Origin of the sequence: Microcoleus sp. POL10_C6, from assembly GCF_036701585.1 — a bacterium.
Taxonomy (GTDB): Bacteria; Cyanobacteriota; Cyanobacteriia; order Cyanobacteriales; family Microcoleaceae; genus Microcoleus.
Genome location: NZ_JAUBRB010000013.1, coordinates 90719 through 109913 on the forward strand (window position 1 = coordinate 90719; position 19195 = coordinate 109913).

The window sequence follows — 19195 nt, forward strand, 5'->3', positions numbered from 1 at the left end:
AAAATCAAGTGAGTAATTTCCAAGTGCTGACGATCGAGAGCGACCCCATTTTCCGGCTGGGGCTGCGAGTTGCTTGCGAGCAGTATCCAGACTTGCAAGTTGTTGCAGAGATTTCAACCGCAACCGAGGCTTTGCGGGTTCTCGAATCTCGCTCGATCGACTCGGTAGCAGCCAAGAAGCCCGCAGATTTGGTAATTTTGGCTGTTGAGACCCTAAATTTGCGATCGGGTCAAATAGAGGCGCTGGCATTTTGTCGCGAACTCAAAACTTTGTACCCCAACCTGCCCCTGTTGCTGCTAGGCGGGCCGCTGACACCGGAGCTGTTGGCCCAGATACAGGCGGCGGGCGCGAATGGCTATTGTCCTAAAGGTACAGATATTTCTTTGACAATCGAAGCTATTCGCGCTGTGGCATCTGGTCTCACTTATTGGGCGACGGATACAGCAGCTAACCCGGAAATAGAACTAAATGCAGCGGTGGTTCAAACAGTAGAAAACTACCCAGCAATTGCAGATAAAAATGCAGATAATTCGACAATTGATACGCCAGTACACAAAAAAATGCTGGCTTATTTTTATCGTTCTGGACTACGGGAAATAGATGCAACTTTGGCAGTTGTCCAAGCTGATTTGCAAGAGTTCAGAGCCGCAGCTCCCACAGATTTGCCCTCTATTATAGATGGGGGTGTACTCAGCGGGCGCCGCAGAGAATTGCTCGCAGCTCGTTGGATTGTCAGTCAGTTATTATTTGAAGAAAAAGGGGAGAAGGTAGAAGGAAGAAGGCAGAAGGAAAAAGGCAGAAGGCAGAGGGGAGAAGGTAGAGGGGAGAAAGAAAAAATTAGAGGCGAGAATTTGTTAAATAATTCTCAATCGCAATTAACGAATTCCCAAGTTTCGGCTGAATCTTTGGTGGTTGCAACTAATTGGCAAGGTAGCTTGTTTGACTCGGCGGCAGCTAAATTGCAGTTTGATTTGGTGAATTTGACTGGCTTGCCTTTGGAAATCGATATTTTGCGATCGACCAAAAAGCGTGAATTGATGACTTCCATCCTGCATAAGTTAAAGAATTTGCTGGAACAATTGCGCTTTTCGCAAGTGCAGCACACTCAATTGTCGCAAAAAATGCCTGCTATTTTACGGGATTTATGGCAGGCGACAATTATAGATTTTTTTGGCAGATACTATACACTGCAAACGGAAGAAAATCTGGTTTTTGATGGCAGTCAAACAAGCTTGAAACTGGGAGAAAGTCAAGGGGGAAGCCCTGCTTATCTCTTGGCAGGCAGCGGCGTAGAAGTTGTGCCGATGCTGCTGGCAGATGCTGATGTAGTTGCAGCAGAAATCCTTGATAAAATACCGATGACAGTTGATTTTTTTGCACATTTGCTATTTGAAGTTCCTCTAACTGTTGACAATATTTCTTGTGTTGCTGGCAGCCCGGCAGCAATGCAGCGAGCTGAAGCTTTGTTGGAAAATTTGGCAATTCAAGTTGCTAGCGGAGTGGTACAGCCTCTACTAAATAATTTGGCAAATATTGAAGAAATCAAGCAAATTTTTTACGATGGTAAGTTGATTTCGACGCGAGAAATTGAGCGGTTTCGGAATGAGTTGTCGTGGAGATATAGCTGGGATAGATATTTTGTGGAACCGAAAGCTATTTTTGAAAGCAGGTTTTGGCTGTTTATTTTGGGCGATTCTGGAATTAAGAAAATTTCTATTTATGCTCCAAGAAATCTGGAGTTAGTACAGCTTTCTGGGTGGCAGTTGGCCTTGACTTTAGTGCTGGAAACCAGGGATGCGATCGCACCTAGAGTTCGCGCGGTTATTTCGTTGTTGGGTGCTGGCGTTGTTTATGTTTTGACTCAGGTTATAGGGCGGGGAATTGGTTTGATTGGGCGGGGAATTATCCAGGGGATTGGTAATTCTTTGCAAGATAGCAAGTTTGGGAAAAATGGGTAATTAGTAATTAGTCCTTAGTAATTAGTCATTAGTCATTAGTCATTAGTGAGCTAAAATATTTATAGGTGGTGGTATGATAACTACATGGTAGACAGTTGACAATCAAGCAATTGGGTACTCGCCTCCCGGATTCATCTGTGGGATTAATCTAAAAATTAAAATGGGTTGACTTTTTATGAGTATTATGATAGCGATAGATGCCGATCGCATAAACAGTTTAGATTTGTCTCCGGTGCGGAGTGTGATTGAAAAGTGGCTGGCCGAAGGAGCGATCGCCCAAAACGAACAACAGCTACAATTTGAAATTGAGTATCCGCGCGAAGAGTTAGATCCGCGAGAAATTTCGGAAATTCCCGAAGTGCGGCTGTGGTTTATTCGCTTGGATGCTTGTTATCCTTGGCTGCCATTTTTGCTGGATTGGAAAGCGGGAGAATTGGCGCGCTATGCGGCGATGTTGGTGCCGCACCAGTTCCACCGCACCCAAGGTATTCAGTACAATCCTGAAGCTTTGGAAATGTTTTTGATGAACAAAATTTTTGTGTTGACTGATTGGTTGAATCAGCAGGGAATTCCCAGTAAATCGAAGTTGATGGCGATGTCGCAGATGTTTGGTTATGATTTGGAGGATGCTTTTTTTGATGTGATTTTGCCCCACAAATAAGCATCTCGCTCAAATTAACATAGTCCTAATTAGGTAGGCGACTCTATACCTAAAGACTAAGTAGAAAGGTAGAAATTCGGTTTCTTCGCTTGTGGGGCGGGCTTTCCAGTCCGCCTCCGCCGCTATAAGTTCCATCCACAACAGCTTAATAAAGCTTAACAGCAACCGTACTCAGACTTTAATACAATCCTTAAACCAGCGCGCCTCAAAAAATTGTTGCTGGACTTCAGAATTTTCTCAGAATTGATAGTTAGTTTAAATAGACAACGATCGCCCCATTCAATCGATCGAGGAAATTTACCATGAAAACAGATTACCTCATCGTCGGCAGTGGTTTATCAGCACTGGTTTTCGGAGCTTTGATGGCAAACTCCGGCAAAACCGTACACATCCTCGAAGCTCACGAGCATCCCGGAGGTTTTGGTCACACCTTTACGATGGCCAATAAATACACCTTTAATGCCCAATTCCACTACGTTTGGGACTGCGGCGAAGGACATACAGTCAATCGAGTTCTCAAAAAACTCGGTCTTGATCGAGATGTCACCTTTGAACGGTACGATCCGAATGGCTACGACCACATGAGAATGCCTGGTTATGCACTTGATATCCCCTCGGAACCAGAGGAACTGATCCGGCGATTGTCGGCGCTGTTTCCCGAAGCGGGCGAGAGAATTCGCCAATTCGTCAACGAAGTCGAGAAAACCGGCAACGGACTCAGAAAACTCGCTCCTCCCGTCAAACCAATTGAATTGCTCAATAATTTCGGTGACGTATTCTGTGCTGTCCAACACCTCAACAGTACACTTCAGGACGTTTTCGACAAGTTCCAACTCCCGCAAGCCGCCCAAACCCTATTAGCCCTGCAATGGCCGGACTTTTTGCTGCCCCCAAATCAGCTTTCTTTCTATGCTTGGATTGCCTTGTTTAGAGGCTATCAAGAAGGCGCATTTTACCCGACGCAGCATTTTGAAGATGTCATCAATTCTTTAGTTAAGGTCATTGAATCCAACGGGGGGAAAGTTCTATTAAACCATGAAGTCACGAATTTCAGGGTAACAAACAGAACAGTAACTGGTGTTGAAGCGATGGATTTGACCACCCATCAAACCCATGAATTCACGGGCGACACGGTGATTTGTAACCTTGACCCGAAAAGAGCGGCCAAGATGATTGGAGAGGAACTGTTCTCTAAAAAAGTGCGGCGGAAACTCAACTATGAGTATTCTGCATCTAACTACATGGTGTACTGCGTTGTCAAAGATATCGATCTCCGAGAGTATGGATTTGGCAAGTGGAATACGTTTCATTCGGAACATTTGGATCTAAACGAAGCTTTTGCTCAAATGTATGAGCAAAATGATTTTTCTCGTCCGAGCTTTGCAATTACAACGCCAACTTTACTGACGGAAGCGCGGCGGGATTGTCCAGAAGATTGTCAAATTGTCGAATTTCTGACTGTTGCTAATTACAGCTATTTTAAGCAGCTTTGGGAGACCGATCGCAAAGCTTACAGACAGAAGAAACAAGAGATTCTGGACTCGATTTTAGATGTAGTTGAAAAACACTATGTTCCGAATTTCCGCAAACACATGGTCTTTCATGTTACCGGAAGTCCGACGACTAACGAGCGCTTCTGTTGGTGTCCTAACGGTAATTCCTACGGTTCCAGCCTGACGCCGCGCAACATGGGAGTCGATCGACTAAATCATGAAACATCCCTCAACAATTTCTATTTCTGCAACGCCTCATCGGGCTATCCAGGCTTTGCACCGACATTTTGGACGGGGGCGCTGCTTTATCAACGTTTATCCGGCGATGCGATTTTAGGCTAAGGAAAATTGGCAATTGGTTATTTTCCTGTTTCTCTCGTTCCTTGGCAAAGCCAAGGAATGAATTTCACTCTTGCCCTGCCTTCTCTTAAAAATATCTCGTTTCTGCTCTCATTATCTCGTTCCTTTCCTTGGCTCTGCCAAGGAATGAATTTCTGGAGGCTATGCCTCCTCTTAAAAATGACGAGGCATAGCAACAGTGAAATGCGTTTCCAGGTTCCACCTGGAAACGAAAATTTCTTCCTTCTTCCTTCTTCCTTCTTCCTTCTTCCTTCTATCAATCTAGGAGTGAACTATGAGAATTGCAATTGTTGGGGGCGGAGCGAGCGGTATGGCAGCAGCCTACTGGCTCGATAAACAGGGACATCACGCCACTGTATTGGAAAAGCAGCCGATTTTAGGTGGACACATTCGGACGCTAAACAAAAATGTTGCGCCCAATCAATCAGAGTGCAATGAAATATTAGAAAATGGGGTGCTGGAATTTCCCACTGTGTTTTACAATTTCGTGGATTTTATGCAGGAGCTAGGCGTTGAATTAGAACCCGTGCAGATTGGTTCAGCGTTGTTTTTTAAAGATGGCACTGACTTTTTATCGGCAGTCTCTATCCGAAAGAACTTCACCGGAATCCAACGTCTGATCGAGTATTTGCGGCTTGATAGTCTCTACGCTCGTTCGGCGGGGTTTATTTTAAAAATGCGGTTTGCTAAACAGCACGATTTCTACGATGTGCCGCTTTCGGAGTCTTTGAAAAGCTCGTGCGTCCGCAATTATTGGCTGAAGTTGCTGACGATGTATAGCTACTCGATACCGTTTGAATTACTCGACAATTTTCCGGCGGAATTAGCGATGCCTGTTTTGCGCGAATATGCCTCGGTCAACTGGGTGAGGATTAAAGGCGGGGTGTATTCTTACATTGAAAAGATTTTGGAGCAATTTAAGGGCGATATACGGCTAAATGTGGAGATTGCCAATATTTTTAGAAGTGCGGATGCTATAAAAATCGTGCTTTCTGATGGGGAAATCCAGGAATTTGATAAGGTGGTTTTTGCGATGCCACCCGATCAAGTTATGAGGCTATTATCTGATCCGACGGAGGCGGAAACGAAGCGGTTTTCGGCGTGGAAAGCCAATTATGCAACCACTGTACTGCATTCGGATACATCGATGTACGATCGCTACGGTATCCGCAAGTTATCAGAATTTGATTTTTTCGAGACGGAGAAGGGATGGGGATATAATGCGAGCTTGAATCAGCTTTGCGGCATCTCCTCGCCACGAGAGTACAGTTTAGCTTTTCATCTGGAAGAGTCGATCGCCCAAAAGCACATTATTCACATTCAGAAACATCACACGCCGCTGTACACTGTGGAGTCTTTTCGATATCGAGATGAAGTTATCGAGACTAATGGCGAGAACCACACTTATCATGCGGGAGCTTATTTGGGGGATGGTTTGCACGAAGGAGCCATTACCTCTGCTTTGCGAGTCGCGAAATTAATCGGGTGAACTCAATTGTGATGCTACAAACTCTCGCAAATATCAGTAAATTTCTTGCGGGTGCAACACTCTCACAAAAGTAATGATGTTTGTATCAAAAGTTAAACCCATGCGAGAGTCGTCCACTCGGATGCGAAATTAATTTTTGACCTTGCCTAAGCTGCGACACCACGTGCTGCAGTTAAGTAGACATCATTGCTCATAGATGGGGGCATGGTTGATCCGGCTAACTGAGTACCCTCAAAGTTGGCTCCCGTGAACGTTGCCCCGCTCAAGTCGGCTTCGCTCAAGTCTGCATAGCACAGCCTAGCCCAATCGAGGTTTGCCTGCGCCAAAGAAACTCCCACCAGATTTGCCCTGGTTAAATCTGCTCCCATCAACTTGACGCCCCGCAACTGAGCCCCGCTGAGATTGGCAGCTAACAAGTTCGAGCCTTCCAGGTTTACCCCGTTTAGTTTGGCTTCGCTCATGTTGACGCCATTGAGATCCGTCCTGCTCAGGTCGATGCCATTGATGTAAGCTTTCCTGAGATAGATGCCTGTTAGTTGAGCGCCAAAAAGCTTTGCACCGCTGAGTTTTGCCCCTCCGCAGTTGGCCCAGTTGAGGTTAGCTCCCGTGAGGTTAGCGCCCCGCAGATTGATGAATTGCAGGTCGGCTGTACATAAATTGGCGTTCCAGAGGATGGCGCTCCGCAGGTTGCTACCGATGAGTTGGGCGCCACTCAACTTTGCCCTGGGCAGTTTTGCTTTGACGAGGAAAGCTCCGCTGAGATTGGCTTTTGTAAGCTCTGCGTCTGCTAGTCTGGCTTGGCCCATTTTGGCAAAACTCAGATTTGCCCTGTAAAGGTTTGCGTCGTTGAGTTCTGCTTTGGTGAGATGCGCCCGACTCAGGTTAGCTCCCGACAGGTTAGCCCTCGAAAGGTTGACGCCGACCAACATAGCTCCGCTGAGGTTTGCTCCGCTGAGGTTTGCGTCAGCAAAGTCTCTGTTTCCATTTTCGTACTCTTTGAGCAGCTCGGTTACTTCCATACTGGTCACATTCCTAATAGCGGAAATTTATTTAGAAATAAACACTCTTTATAAGTATTTTATCTCAAATGGAGCGGACGCGATCGCACTTTCAAGAAAGCTGACAATTAACTTTATATTTATACATATACTTTGTGCTTTTTTCAGAGTCCCGACCGTTTTGAGGTCATAGTCTGAAACCCTTGATTTATCGTGGGTCTCTAGTGTGTTTTGGCAAGCGTTGCGATCGTACTGAGATCGGTGAAACCGTTATTCTCAATAGGTAAGCCATCAAACACTGTCCTAATTATTAATCAATAGTAAAATAATATTCTTGTTGTCCACTGTGACTAACAGCTTTTTTAAACGGAGACTGCAAATTTGTTAGTTGTGTTTGCTTCATGTGTCGCGAAGGCTGGCATGGTCATACCTCCATATTTTGATCTCCTGTCATTTTTGAGGAAAATTAGATATAAAACAACAGCTTAATCAGCGAGAAATTTTCTCGGTTGTCTCGCAGGAGTTATACGATCGTGCTTTTCAATATTTCCTTGAGTCTATCGGGGTGAAAAGTAATTTCAGACATTGTACTTATGAGGAATTTATCGATATGCCTAACGGTAGAGGGTATTCGTTCAAAACTTAGCGGATAATATATTGCAGATTGTACAAAAGTAACAGCGAGTATTATCTGTAGAGTATCACCCTCTCTACTGGCAGTTAGGCAAATGTGTCAATCTATGTTATGCTGAGTCAAACTGGAGGAATGATCATGTCAAAAGAAAGAAAAAGCAATAAAGAAGTCAAAAAGCCAAAGAAACAACCTGATGGTGTTGCTAAGCCGAAGGATGAGAAAAAAAATTATGGTAGCACCGAGGGGCGCAAGTAGAGATAGCTGCTTCTCTTGGAATTGCCATTAATTTGTTTAAGTTTTATTAGTATCAATTCTGAATAAATCACAATATCCTATTGTGGGATAATCCGAAAAACAGGTTTATTATACCTAGGGTATATGCAGTCTTCAACCCAAAGTATAATGAAATCTGTTTTTAGTCATAAATATGAAACATTCTGTCGCAGATCGAATTTAAGACCGTCTATTTAGGCTTTCTTGAAAAAAAATATAGTTCGATCGCCCAATCCCATCAAATCCCATCAAATCTATCACAGCGATATCTCTGTCACCGCAATATTACCCTCAAAACACACGTCAACATCAGTCCCCGCCGCCCGATCGCGCGAGCCATATTCTCCCGCATAATAAAAGTATTCTCCCTCCATCCGGTACACCACGGGCAACGGCTGCGTTGAAGGCTGGCAAAACACAATTTCCGGTTCCGCACTTCCCGGCGCTAAATGTGGCAAATTCACATTCCAGAAACACCCAGACTTTAGTTCCCGGTTCAGCAAATCCGCTAACACCCGCGATGTCCAGCGAGTAGCGACATCCCAGTCTATTTCGAGCGGCCTTTTAATCCGGTGGGAAATTGCGATTCCCGGAATACCGTGCATGGCTGCTTCGCGCACAGCCGCAACCGTACCCGAAATATACACGTCAACGCCCAAATTGCCACCTGCGTTAATACCCGAAAGCACTAAATTCGGTTTCGCACAAACGTGATGAAGAGCAATACGCACGCAATCGGCCGGTGTTCCCCCTACAGCATACTCAAATTCCGATCGCCGATCGACATGAATCGGACTGTGAGCCGTCACCTGATGCCCGCAGCCGGACAATTGCCCTTGGGGAGCCACGATAATTGTTTTGCCTTCTACAGCCTGCAAAAGTGCCTGAATCCCCGGAGCGTCTATGCCATCGTCGTTGGTTAAAATTATAGTCATTAAAAATGTGTCGGTTTTATAGAAGCGATTTGAGAGCGCAGAGGCTGGCAACCTTCTGGTAGCTCTAGCCCAAATTGGTTGTTGGTTGGTGGCGATCGTCAGTATGAGCATGGCCACACATTTATATCATGGCATTAATTGAACAGTTGCCCCAGAAATGTGGCGCGCCACATTTTAGCCCAGTCGCACCTTGATATGACAGCTAAAGTGACTTGTTACGGTTGCCCCTGTGCAGCATTCATAACATCAGTGTCGATGCAAACATCTAATCACATAATTTTTTCCTCGGCTCTCCCCGATGCTTGGTGTTAAAAGTAGCACATGATACTAAGTATCTGAGACTGAACGTTGAAACTCTCGATCCTGCTAAATTATTAGCTTGCGTTATCACCATAAGTACGAGAGAGCCGATAATAAGTGAATGTCGATTCCTATTGGGCTTTGACGCAGGGGATGGGATAATAGATATGAAATCCTTATCAAAGATAGTATCTAAGTTACAGTCCTCATTTCCCATTCATAAATCAACTACTTATCTACACTGTTACCATTATTATATTTTAACTCAGGAGAGCCACATGAACGAACCCACTCAAAGCAATACCAAAGCAGGCTGTGCCGTTCCACAGTCACTTATGACCGCAAGTCAGGATGAACTGGATGACATCGATTTAGAATAGTTAATGAAAAGGGTAAGGTAAAAAAATGATCGTTCTTTCAGGATACGAAATTATAGAAAATATTTACGAAGGAGTCAGAACCGTTGTTTATCGAGGGATAAGAAATCGGGATCGACAGCTTGTTATCGTTAAAATAATAAAAAATCAATATCCTAGCCTTGAACAAATCACCAATTTAAGGCAAGAATTTATAATTACTCACAATTTAGAGTGTGAAGGAATTGTCAAAACTTACAACTTAGAAAACTATCAGAATAGTTTAGCGCTAATATTAGAAGATTTTGGGGGGCTATCCCTTTATCATTTTATGGCAGCCAATAACCTGTCAATAACCGAGGTGCTGAGGGTAGCGATCGCTCTATCCGAAACGTTGATTTATCTCCATCAAGTACCGATAATTCACAAAGACATTAAGCCCTCAAATATCATTATCAATCCAGCGACCGAAAAAGTAAAAATGACTGACTTTAGTATTTCATCGCGCTTGGAATTGAAAAACCAAAGCATTAGTAATCCCAACTTGCTAGAAGGGACTCTCGCTTATATGTCACCCGAACAAACGGGGAGGATGAATCGAGCGATTGACTACCGCACCGACTTCTATTCTTTAGGAGTGACTTTCTATGAAATGCTGACCAACCAGTTGCCATTTAATACCACGGATCCGATGGAGTTGGTGTACTATCATATTGCCAAACAACCCGTCCCACCTAAAGAGGTAGCAGAAATTCCTGAAGCGGTCTCAGATATTGTGATGAAACTGTTAGCAAAAAATGCGGAAGACCGATATCAAAGTGCGGCGGGATTAAAATTTGACCTAGAAACTTGTTTGCAGCAATTGCAGGCAACTGGAAAGATTGAAAATTTTCCCATCGGTCAACGCGATCGCGGCAACCAATTACTCATTCCCCAGAAGCTTTATGGTAGAGAAACCGAAGTCCAAATTCTTCTAGATGCCTTTGGACGAGTCAGCCTCGGTGTCACCGAGATGATGTTAGTTTCCGGTTATTCCGGGATTGGTAAAACTTCAATTGTCAATGAAGTTCATAAACCAATTGTAGCAGCTAGGGGATATTTTATTGCTGGTAAGTTTGACCAGTTTAAGCGCAACATTCCCTATGCGGCGTTAATCCAAGCATTTCAAGAATTAGTTCGTCAGCTATTAACTGAAAGTTCCGAACAGATTGCTATTTGGAAAGAAAACTTATTAAAGGCGCTAGATAATAACGGTCAAGTTATTATTGATGTTATCCCCGAAGTCGAACTAATTATCGGTAAACAGCTTGAAGTTCCTCAACTGGGTTCATCGGAATCTCAAAACAGATTTAATCGGGCATTTCAACAATTTATTCGAGTTTTTGGTCAACCCGAACACCCGCTAGTCATATTCCTAGACGATTTACAGTGGGCAGATTCGGCATCTCTCAAGTTAATCCAACTCTTAGTCACTGACCCAGATAACAAATATTTGTTAACGATTGGAGCTTATCGAGATAATGAAGTCAGTCCCGTTCATCCTTTAATTCAGACAATAGAAAAAATTCAAGAAACTGAAACCGTGGTGAATAATATCACCATTCAGGCGCTGGCTTTGGATAGCGTCAACCAATTAATCTCCGACACTCTCGATGCCAGCATAAATTCAGACAAAATAGAAGTTTTTTCTGAATTACTTTTTAATAAAACCCAAGGGAATCCCTTTTTCTTAACGCAGCTACTCAAAACCCTGTACTCGGAAAATCTGCTGGTTTATCAAGTAGATACAGACCGCTGGGAGTGGGATATTCAACAAATACAGGCGATTGGCATCGCAGATTTTAATATCGTTGAACTGGTTGCTCGCAATATTCGCAAACTCCCTGAAACAACCCAAAAATCCTTAAAATTAGCGGCTTGTATCGGCAACCAATTTAACTTAGAAATTTTATCAATTGTCAATGAAGAATCAAACATAGCGACGGCTGCTCATTTGTGGGAGGCAATGCAAGCGGGTTTGATTCTGCCGCTGTCTGAAAATTACAAAATTCCTCTACTCTTTGCCCAGAAAGAGTTGGCATCTATACGCGATATCAAAGTTGACTACAAATTTTTGCACGATCGAGTGCAGCAAGCAGCCTATTCTTTGATTCCAGAGTCCGACAAAAAAGCCACTCACCTGAAAATTGGTCAACTGTTGCTGAATAATACAACAGAGCAAGAGCGAAAAGATAATATTTTTGCTCTGGTTAACCAACTGAATTTTGGCACAGATTTGCTAACTAATCAGTCAGAAAAAGATGAGTTGGCTGAATTAAACCTGGTTGCTGGACAGAAAGCGAAGGCAGCTACTGCATATGAAGCCGCTGTTAATTATTTGAATGTAGGTATAGAACTCCTGAGTCAAGATAGCTGGGAAAGTAGATACGATCTGACATTTAATTTTTATCTGGAAGCGGCGGAAGCCGAATATCTTAATGCTAATTTAGAACGAGCGGGGATATTGTGCGATCGCACTCTCCAAAAAGCCAAAACAATCCTCGAACAAGTCAACTTATATGTGCTGAAAATTAGGCTTAATCTCGCTAAAAACCAGATTCAATCTGCGTTAGATAATGGGCTGCAAGTTCTAGAAATGCTGGGAGTGACCCTATCCCAATCACCCCCCCAAGAGTTAAATATCGAGGAGTTAGCGAACTTGCCAGAAATGAGCGATCGCTACAAGCTGGCAGCTATGCAGATTTTGCTTCTCATATTCTCACCTGCTTGTTTTGGAGATGGTAAGCTATCTCTACCAATTCTGTATACTATGATCGATCTTTCCAGTCAGTACGGAAATTCTAGCCCATCTATTTATGCCTACTGTAACTATGGTGGAATAGTAGCTTGGCAAATTCCAGACATAGATTTTGCCTATCAACTCGGTCAACTAGCTTTGAATGTATTAGATAAGCTGAATGCCAAAGAGTATCGTTGTAAAGCATCGCTCACATTTTGCATTACTATCCAACATTGGAAGCAACATACTAGGAATACTATAGAACCCTTGCGTCAGGCAATTCAAGACGGTCTAGAAGTTGGCGATATAGAATTTGCTTGTCATACGGCTGACTTCTACTGTGCTCACTTGTTCTTTGTTGGCGAACATCTTGAATTTGTGGCTGAGAGGTTGGAGCAATATATTGATTTTGTCAACAAACTTAAGCACGTATACCAGTTAAATTTGTTGAAAATATTTGGTCAAGCTGTATCGAATATTAGAGGAGATTCTGAAAATAAATGCAAATTAATCGGTAATGATTTTAATGAAATAGAAAAAGTTCCGCAATTTATTGAAGAGCAAAGTGTAATTTGTTTGTTCTACTTGTATTTTTTTAAATCCCGTTTGTGTTATCTATTTAAAGATTACTATGGGTGTTTAGAAAATGCTGAATTAGCTGCCCAATATTCGCATTTTGTTCGCAATATAGTTCTTTTTGTTGAACATATTTTTTACTATTCACTTGCTTTAATTGCTCAGTATGCAAATAGTTGTTTTTCTGAGGAAAACGAGCATAGCAAACAACAATATCTGACACAAGTAGAAGAAAATCAGCAAAAGATGAAATATTGGGCGCAACATTGCCCAATGAATTACCAGCATAAGTATGACTTAGTAGAAGCAGAAAAAGCCCGCGTATTGGGGCAATCTTTCTCAGCAATGGAATATTACGACCTGGCGATAGATGGAGCCAAGGAAAATGGATATGTACAGGATGAAGCCCTCGCCAATGAATTAGCTGGAGAATTCTATTTAGCATTAGGTCGTCAGAAAGTAGCGCGTACCTACATGATAGACGCTTACTATGCTTACATCCGCTGGGGAGCCAAGGCAAAAGTTAAGGATTTAGAAGAGCGCCATGCTGAATTACTCGCACCTATCGTCGGTAGAAAAAATAGCCTGACGAGTGGAAGAGACGAAACGATTGTTCAGACCAGAACCACTGTCACTTCTACCAGTTCCGGTGCTGCAAACGAGCTGGATTTATCAACAATTATCAAAGCCTCCCAAGCGCTCTCAGGGGAAGTTAATTTAGATAAGTTACTCTCGAATTTGATGCAAGTCTTGCTGGAAAACGCCGGAGCAGAAAAGTTTTATTTCCTCCTACCTGACCCAGCAGGTAAGTGGAAAATTGAAGCTCAATGTACGGGTGAACGATGTCAATTAATCTCCAAGTCAGCGGCTGAAAGTCAAGAGATTCCTATCTCGTTGGTTAATTATGTAGAACGCACGCAAGAAACTCTTGCGATCGATGATGCAACCACTGAAACCAGGTTTGCATCTGACCCGTATATTATTCAGCAGCGACCTAAATCTATCTTGTGTAGCCCCCTGATTAATCAAGGTAAGTTGGTAGGCATCCTATACCTAGAAAATAATTTAACAGCGGGGGCTTTTACGCGCGATCGCTTAGAAGTCCTCAACATCATTTCCGCCCAAGCTGCGATCTCCATCGAAAATGCCCGTCTCTATCAAACTTTAGAAGAAAAGGTGCAACAACGCACCGCCCAACTGGCCCAAGCAAACCAGGAAATTAGCTCCCTCAACAACAAACTTAAAGCCGAAAACATCCGCCTCAGTGCTGAGTTGGATGTCACCAAACGACTGCAACAAATGATCTTGCCCAAACAATCAGAACTAGATAAAATTAAAGGATTAGAAATAGCTGGATATATGGAACCTGCCGATGAAGTGGGTGGCGACTACTACGACGTGCTAACCCAAAATGATAAGGTGAAAATTACCATCGGCGATGTTACGGGACATGGTTTAGAAAGTGGCGTATTAATGATTATGGCGCAAACCGCCGTCCGCACTCTCCAACAAATGAACGAAACCGATCCGGTGAAGTTTCTTGATGTGTTAAACCGCACCCTTTATGCCAATATCGAGCGCATCGACTCGTCTAGAAACATGACCTTGGCTTTGTTAGATTATCAAGATAGTAACTTCAGCCTCAGCGGTCAACATGAAGAAGTTATCGTAGTCCGTACTGATGGTAACATCGAACTGATCGATACAATGGAACTTGGCTTTCCTCTGGGATTAGAGGAAGATATTGCTCATTTTGTTTCCCAAGTTGAAGTGCATCTTAATCCAGGGGATGTAGTAGTTCTTTACACAGATGGAATTACCGAAGCTGTAAATATAAATAAAGTGTATTACGGGATAGAAAGATTGTGCCAAGTGGCGAAAGAAAATCGCCACAAAACCGCTGAAGAAATTCGACAAGCAGTAATTGATCATCTGCTGCAACATATTGACAAACATAAAGTTTTTGACGACATTACGTTGGTAGTCCTAAAACAGAAATAACGCAAGTTGGTAATTAGTAATTGGTAATTGGCAATTGGTAAATTGTTTGAGCGTCCGACGATCGAAACCGACTTCACGCCCAACAATTTTGGAAATGGTGCGCGGACTCAGGAAGGTGCGATCGAATGCTGAGCGCCACGTCTGTGCTAAATTGGGCGATCGGGCGAATTGGTATAATTCAAGGCAACATCAGCGCTTTCACGGGCCAAACGCTGCTTTCCATCGCAGCCCCAATGCCGCGACTGCCTCCGGTAATCAGTGCGCGTTGATTCTTGAGTGTGTGGTTCATCTTCGATACCCTGTCAGTGCTAAGTTGGGCGGCGAATTTACTGCAAACATCCACGTAAAATCCAAAATTCCTCAAACACATCAACCAACTTGTGGTAAAGTTTTGTGTCGATCGCCCGTTAGCGGAGTCCTCCCAGAGGATCGGTCAAATATCAATGCAAGTTCAGTTAAACGCGCTCACAGCAATGTTTTTGCCAATTTTCCCCCTAGCTCAAACAATCCCTGCACCTCCCGCCCAACAACAACTGATCATCGACCCAGAAGCCCCCGCACCCGAAAACGAACTGGATTTACCACAACCGCAGACAACGGCCCCGCTAAACACAGTCATGCAGCCCCAACAAGTGCGCGTTTTACCGGGAAAACTCGACAGCATCCCCGTTTTCAACAGCAACAGCCCCGAAGTTGTGCAAACCGAAGGCATTTTGCTCTCCACATTTCCGCAAGAAGCCAAACAAGTGCCTTCTGCACACTTAAACTTTCCCTTCAAAGGCCGATTTGACATCTTCGCCCACCACATCGCCAAAGCTAAAAATCGCGACCAAACTCGCACCTTATTTCAAGGAATAATTGTCCACAATCCGAACTCCGAACCTGTTACTTTAAATGTCTTGCAAGGAGCGACTTATTTAACTCGGCCGGATGCCTTGTTTGTCGATTTACCGTCGTATTTAGAAAATCGATTCGGCACTGTGTTTGCGGGGCCTGGAAGCCGCATCACGAGCGATGTGCTGCGGGGGTTCAGACAAGCCATTTTGCCGGCTGCGATCGAGATTCCGGCCAATGAGAGCCGAATGCTGATGAATTTGCCAATACCTGTGGGGAATGTGACGCCTTCTTCCAATGGTCGATCGACCTTGATGCGAATGTCGAGCAGCAATTCGGTTTATGTCGCTAGTTTAGCGATGTTTGCTCCTACAACTCCAGAAGGAGTAGAGCAATATCCCACATTAGAAGAGTGGGAAAATATTTTAAATACTAAAGGTTTAGCGGGGCCGAGAGATTTAGCACCAACTCCCAGAGGCGAAAATCCGGTGCAAAAAATTTATGGCCGCGTAGCGGGAGTAGCGGAAGGTTCCCAGTGGCAAGCTAAAATTACGGACAATTCGAGAACTGATTATTTAACGATTCCCAAGCGCGGCGAGTCATTTTCCTATGCTTTGAGTACAACGGACACGGGTACTTTTGGGACTGGCCAAGTTCAAAGCGCTAAAATGTTAGCTCGCTATCCCGATACTGCTTATTCTGCTCACGGTAATTACGGCATTCAATACAACTTAACTTTTCCGCTTTATAACAAATCTCGCGAGTCTCAATCTGTTAGCATTAAAATGCAAACACCTATTAAAGCAAATACAGAATCGGGGGGATTGATGTTTTATGATCCTCCTGAAAATCGGATATTTTTCCGAGGTACGGTGCGGGTGATGTTTAAGGATGATACGGGCAAGACTTTGACGCGCTACATTCACATTGTGCAGCGGCGGGGACAGCAGGGGGAACCTTTGGTGAATGTGAATATGAAGCCGGGGGAACGCCGTTTGGTGCAGGTGGATTTCTTGTATCCGCCGGATGCGACGCCGCCGCAAGTTTTGACTGTGCGATCGAGTAATTAGTTGGTGGTTGACTGTATATTTACACTGTCCGAAACGTGGCTGAATTTCTCACAACAAAAAGTACGATCGCTACTCGACGGGCTCGCCCTTAATATACAAAGATTCGAGAAAGTTAACGGCTTCATCAAGCACAGCTTCCGGTAACTTCTCAACAATCGCGATCGCCCTTTGACGGGTTTCTCGATCGACTGCTTTGGATTGTTGCGAGTCAATGTCTGCTAGACCGCTATTTTCAAATGGCTTTTGCTTCGATAAAGCTGTTTCTGGAGTGACAAAAATGCCAACATCTGCGGGAAGATTTATAGTTTCATGATTGTAGCATTTAACCACGAGATTTGTCACATTCATCGCTACCCGCTGATTAAATCGGAAAACTTCTGAAAAAGTGCGATCGCCGCGAGTAGTCTGAAGTAAATGTTCTCCCACTTGATTGACTTCTGTTGTAAAAATAAATTTGTGTGTATCCGTACCAACTGACACCAAAACCTGGTGAGTATTAGGTTGCCTCGCAGGTTGAACAGACAAAACTTGCACTTTCATCGTCTTAAGGAGTAAACTGCTTGAAGGTTCCAGTAATTTAAAAACTCTTCTAATTCCATTTTATATTTTGTAGCATTCCAAGGGTCGCGAATCATAATCTTTGTATCATCAAGTCCGTCAACAATGACTATATGCCCCAATTCAGCTAGAGTTTCCCACAAAATAGCAGCCCAAGAACCGGTGCTAATTAATACCTCAACTATTTCATAATTTGTTGCCCCAGGAAGAGAAATAGTACCGCCTAACCAAAATCTAGAACTGGTTGCATCCAGAATATTGAGTGCGATTGCTAAATCTTCAGCACTTACAGGTACTCCAGTTTCAGCCGCAATTAAAGATTGGTTCGCACCATTAATTCCGCGATCGCCAAGAAGCATTTCACCGCAAGCAGGGCCACATGATAAATTATCTTGTTGTTGGACGACATCCCGATCGGCTATTTCATCAATAACTTGCCAATTGCCACCGGCTCCAGACAATCCTGCCATAACATCAGTCTATCATTTCTCTATTTTATCGGCTTTACCAAACTGTGTCTATATTCGATAATGAGATATTTGGTGAAAAAATAGTCAAAATCTCCCTTTTACCTTCCTTGGGTAAAAGGGAGATTTAGGACGATCGCTAAAGCGTCAAAGATTGAGGATTTGTCTCAATCAATTTCGCTAAATCTTGCAAGAAAGACGCCGCATCAGCACCGTAAATAATCCGGTGATCGCAAGTAATATTCACCTGCATTTGGCGCTTCACTCCCATCAAACCATCTTCATTAGCCACTACTTGTGGCCGCGAAGAACCGATCGCCAAAATCGAGCCTTGATTCGGCGGCAAAATCGCGTCAAACTTGTCTACTCCAAACATTCCCAAATTGGAAAGAGTAAAAGTTCCCGTGCTGTACTCATCAGGCTTCAACTGCTTGGTGCGGGCGCGATCGACTAAATCCTTCCAAGTGCGCGAGAGCGAATAAATATCGAGGCGATCGGCATTTTGCAACACCGGCGTAATCAAACCACCGCCGTCCATCGCCACCGCTACCGCCACATTAATATCAGCGCGGTATTGAATCCCCGACTCCACATAATAAGCATTCAGCAGAGGATGTTTTTGTAAAGTTACTGCTACAGCCTTCGCCAGCATACCCGTCATCGTGACGCCCTTCGACTTAATTTGTTTGTAGAGTTTGTCGAGATTATCAGTAGTAATTGTGTAACCCACGCGGAAAGACGGCACACTCAAACTTGCTTCCATATTCCGCACCACCGCATTTTGCAGCGCATTCATCGGTACTTTTTGGCCGGAAAGTGCGATCGCCGGGACTGCTGCGGGGGCGGGTTTGGCTGGTGCGGGTGCTGGTGCGGGTGCTGGTGCGGGTGCTGCGGGGACTGTTACCGCTTGCTGAACCGGAGCGGGTTGGGCTTTGCCGGCTGCTGCTTCCACATCCTCTGCGACAATGCGACCGTTGGGCCCGCTGCCTTTGATAGAATTCAAATCTACTTTAAACTCTTTGGCTAACTTGCGAGCGCGGGGAGAAACGACGCTGCGGCCGTTTTGGCGGCTGACATTTTGCTGCAAACCTGCTGACGATGTAGCTGCGCTCACAGGAACGGGGCTGGGAGCCGGGGCGGCGGCTGCGGTTGGGGCGGCGGCTCCTTGCTGCTGAGCTGTGGCGATTTCGGCTTCCGTTTCTGCTACGAGGGCTATTGCCGCCCCCACCGGAGCAACTTCGCCCGCAGGTACGATAATTATTGCTAAATAGCCTTCGTAGAAAGACTCCACGTCCATGTCGGCTTTGTCGGATTCAACGACTACCACCGTTTCGCCTTTTTCTACTTTGTCTCCGGCGGATTTGACCCAGGAAACAATTTTGCCCTCTGTCATTGTCGAACTCAGGGCTGGCATGAAAACTTCGCGAATCATCTGTAAAAAGTCCTTGTGTGT

12 protein-coding genes are annotated in these 19195 nt (G+C 44.3%); 7 read left to right on the top strand and 5 right to left on the bottom strand.

Going from position 1 to position 19195, the window contains the following annotated elements; genetic code table 11:
• The first annotated feature begins 8 nt into the window (after window positions 1-8).
• The 4 genes from QUA34_RS09925 (at window position 9) to QUA34_RS09940 (ending at window position 5961) form a co-directional block, all read left to right on the top strand.
• On the top strand, window positions 9-1958 hold the full coding sequence (locus QUA34_RS09925; RefSeq protein ID WP_333386095.1) for a DUF3685 domain-containing protein: 1950 nt from the start codon (window positions 9-11) through the stop codon (window positions 1956-1958).
• A gap of 175 nt (window positions 1959-2133) precedes the next feature.
• Window positions 2134-2619: a CRR6 family NdhI maturation factor gene (locus tag QUA34_RS09930; RefSeq protein ID WP_333227771.1), complete on the top strand. Its 486-nt coding sequence runs from the start codon at window positions 2134-2136 to the stop codon at window positions 2617-2619.
• A gap of 302 nt (window positions 2620-2921) precedes the next feature.
• Window positions 2922-4454: an NAD(P)/FAD-dependent oxidoreductase gene (locus tag QUA34_RS09935; RefSeq protein WP_333386098.1), complete on the top strand. Its 1533-nt coding sequence runs from the start codon at window positions 2922-2924 to the stop codon at window positions 4452-4454.
• 292 nt (window positions 4455-4746) lie between these two features.
• Window positions 4747-5961 (top strand): FAD-dependent oxidoreductase, encoded by a 1215-nt coding sequence (locus tag QUA34_RS09940; RefSeq protein WP_333386101.1) that lies wholly within the window; start codon window positions 4747-4749, stop codon window positions 5959-5961.
• 146 nt (window positions 5962-6107) lie between these two features.
• Here QUA34_RS09940 and QUA34_RS09945 read toward each other — a convergent pair whose 3' ends face one another.
• Together QUA34_RS09945 and surE are read right to left on the bottom strand one after the other, a co-directional pair.
• Window positions 6108-6980, bottom strand: coding sequence for a pentapeptide repeat-containing protein (locus tag QUA34_RS09945; protein WP_333227777.1), 873 nt, complete (start codon window positions 6978-6980; stop codon window positions 6108-6110).
• Between the two features lie 1143 nt (window positions 6981-8123).
• Complete coding sequence (gene surE, locus QUA34_RS09950; protein WP_333227978.1) at window positions 8124-8801, bottom strand: 5'/3'-nucleotidase SurE; 678 nt, start codon at window positions 8799-8801, stop codon at window positions 8124-8126.
• A gap of 705 nt (window positions 8802-9506) precedes the next feature.
• Here surE and QUA34_RS09955 point away from each other — a divergent pair.
• From QUA34_RS09955 to QUA34_RS09965, 3 genes are all read left to right on the top strand, one after another.
• On the top strand, window positions 9507-14813 hold the full coding sequence (locus QUA34_RS09955; protein ID WP_333386104.1) for an AAA family ATPase: 5307 nt from the start codon (window positions 9507-9509) through the stop codon (window positions 14811-14813).
• A 125-nt stretch (window positions 14814-14938) separates the two neighbouring features.
• Window positions 14939-15082, top strand: a complete 144-nt coding sequence (locus QUA34_RS09960) for a hypothetical protein (protein ID WP_333386106.1) — start codon at window positions 14939-14941, stop codon at window positions 15080-15082.
• A 174-nt stretch (window positions 15083-15256) separates the two neighbouring features.
• Window positions 15257-16717: a DUF3370 domain-containing protein gene (locus QUA34_RS09965; protein ID WP_445242809.1), complete on the top strand. Its 1461-nt coding sequence runs from the start codon at window positions 15257-15259 to the stop codon at window positions 16715-16717.
• Between the two features lie 69 nt (window positions 16718-16786).
• Here the strand turns inward: QUA34_RS09965 and QUA34_RS09970 are convergent, their stop codons facing one another.
• The 3 genes from QUA34_RS09970 to QUA34_RS09980 form a co-directional block, all read right to left on the bottom strand.
• Window positions 16787-17242 (bottom strand): hypothetical protein, encoded by a 456-nt coding sequence (locus tag QUA34_RS09970; RefSeq protein WP_333386109.1) that lies wholly within the window; start codon window positions 17240-17242, stop codon window positions 16787-16789.
• Window positions 17243-17253: 11 nt separating this feature from the next.
• Complete coding sequence (locus tag QUA34_RS09975) at window positions 17254-17745, bottom strand: papain-like cysteine protease family protein (RefSeq protein ID WP_333386114.1); 492 nt, start codon at window positions 17743-17745, stop codon at window positions 17254-17256.
• Window positions 17746-17881: 136 nt separating this feature from the next.
• On the bottom strand, window positions 17882-19174 hold the full coding sequence (locus tag QUA34_RS09980) for a dihydrolipoamide acetyltransferase family protein (protein WP_333386117.1): 1293 nt from the start codon (window positions 19172-19174) through the stop codon (window positions 17882-17884).
• Between the last annotated feature and the right edge of the window lie 21 nt (window positions 19175-19195).

Coding starts and splice junctions, on each gene's coding strand:
- QUA34_RS09930 (WP_333227771.1), top strand. CDS start 2,134: ATGAGTATTATGATAGCGATAGATGCCGATCGCATAAACAGTTTAGAT.
- QUA34_RS09935 (WP_333386098.1), top strand. CDS start 2,922: ATGAAAACAGATTACCTCATCGTCGGCAGTGGTTTATCAGCACTGGTT.
- QUA34_RS09940 (WP_333386101.1), top strand. CDS start 4,747: ATGAGAATTGCAATTGTTGGGGGCGGAGCGAGCGGTATGGCAGCAGCC.
- QUA34_RS09945 (WP_333227777.1), bottom strand. CDS start 6,980: ATGGAAGTAACCGAGCTGCTCAAAGAGTACGAAAATGGAAACAGAGAC.
- surE (WP_333227978.1), bottom strand. CDS start 8,801: ATGACTATAATTTTAACCAACGACGATGGCATAGACGCTCCGGGGATT.
- QUA34_RS09955 (WP_333386104.1), top strand. CDS start 9,507: ATGATCGTTCTTTCAGGATACGAAATTATAGAAAATATTTACGAAGGA.
- QUA34_RS09960 (WP_333386106.1), top strand. CDS start 14,939: ATGCTGAGCGCCACGTCTGTGCTAAATTGGGCGATCGGGCGAATTGGT.
- QUA34_RS09965 (WP_445242809.1), top strand. CDS start 15,257: ATGCAAGTTCAGTTAAACGCGCTCACAGCAATGTTTTTGCCAATTTTC.
- QUA34_RS09975 (WP_333386114.1), bottom strand. CDS start 17,745: ATGGCAGGATTGTCTGGAGCCGGTGGCAATTGGCAAGTTATTGATGAA.
- QUA34_RS09980 (WP_333386117.1), bottom strand. CDS start 19,174: ATGATTCGCGAAGTTTTCATGCCAGCCCTGAGTTCGACAATGACAGAG.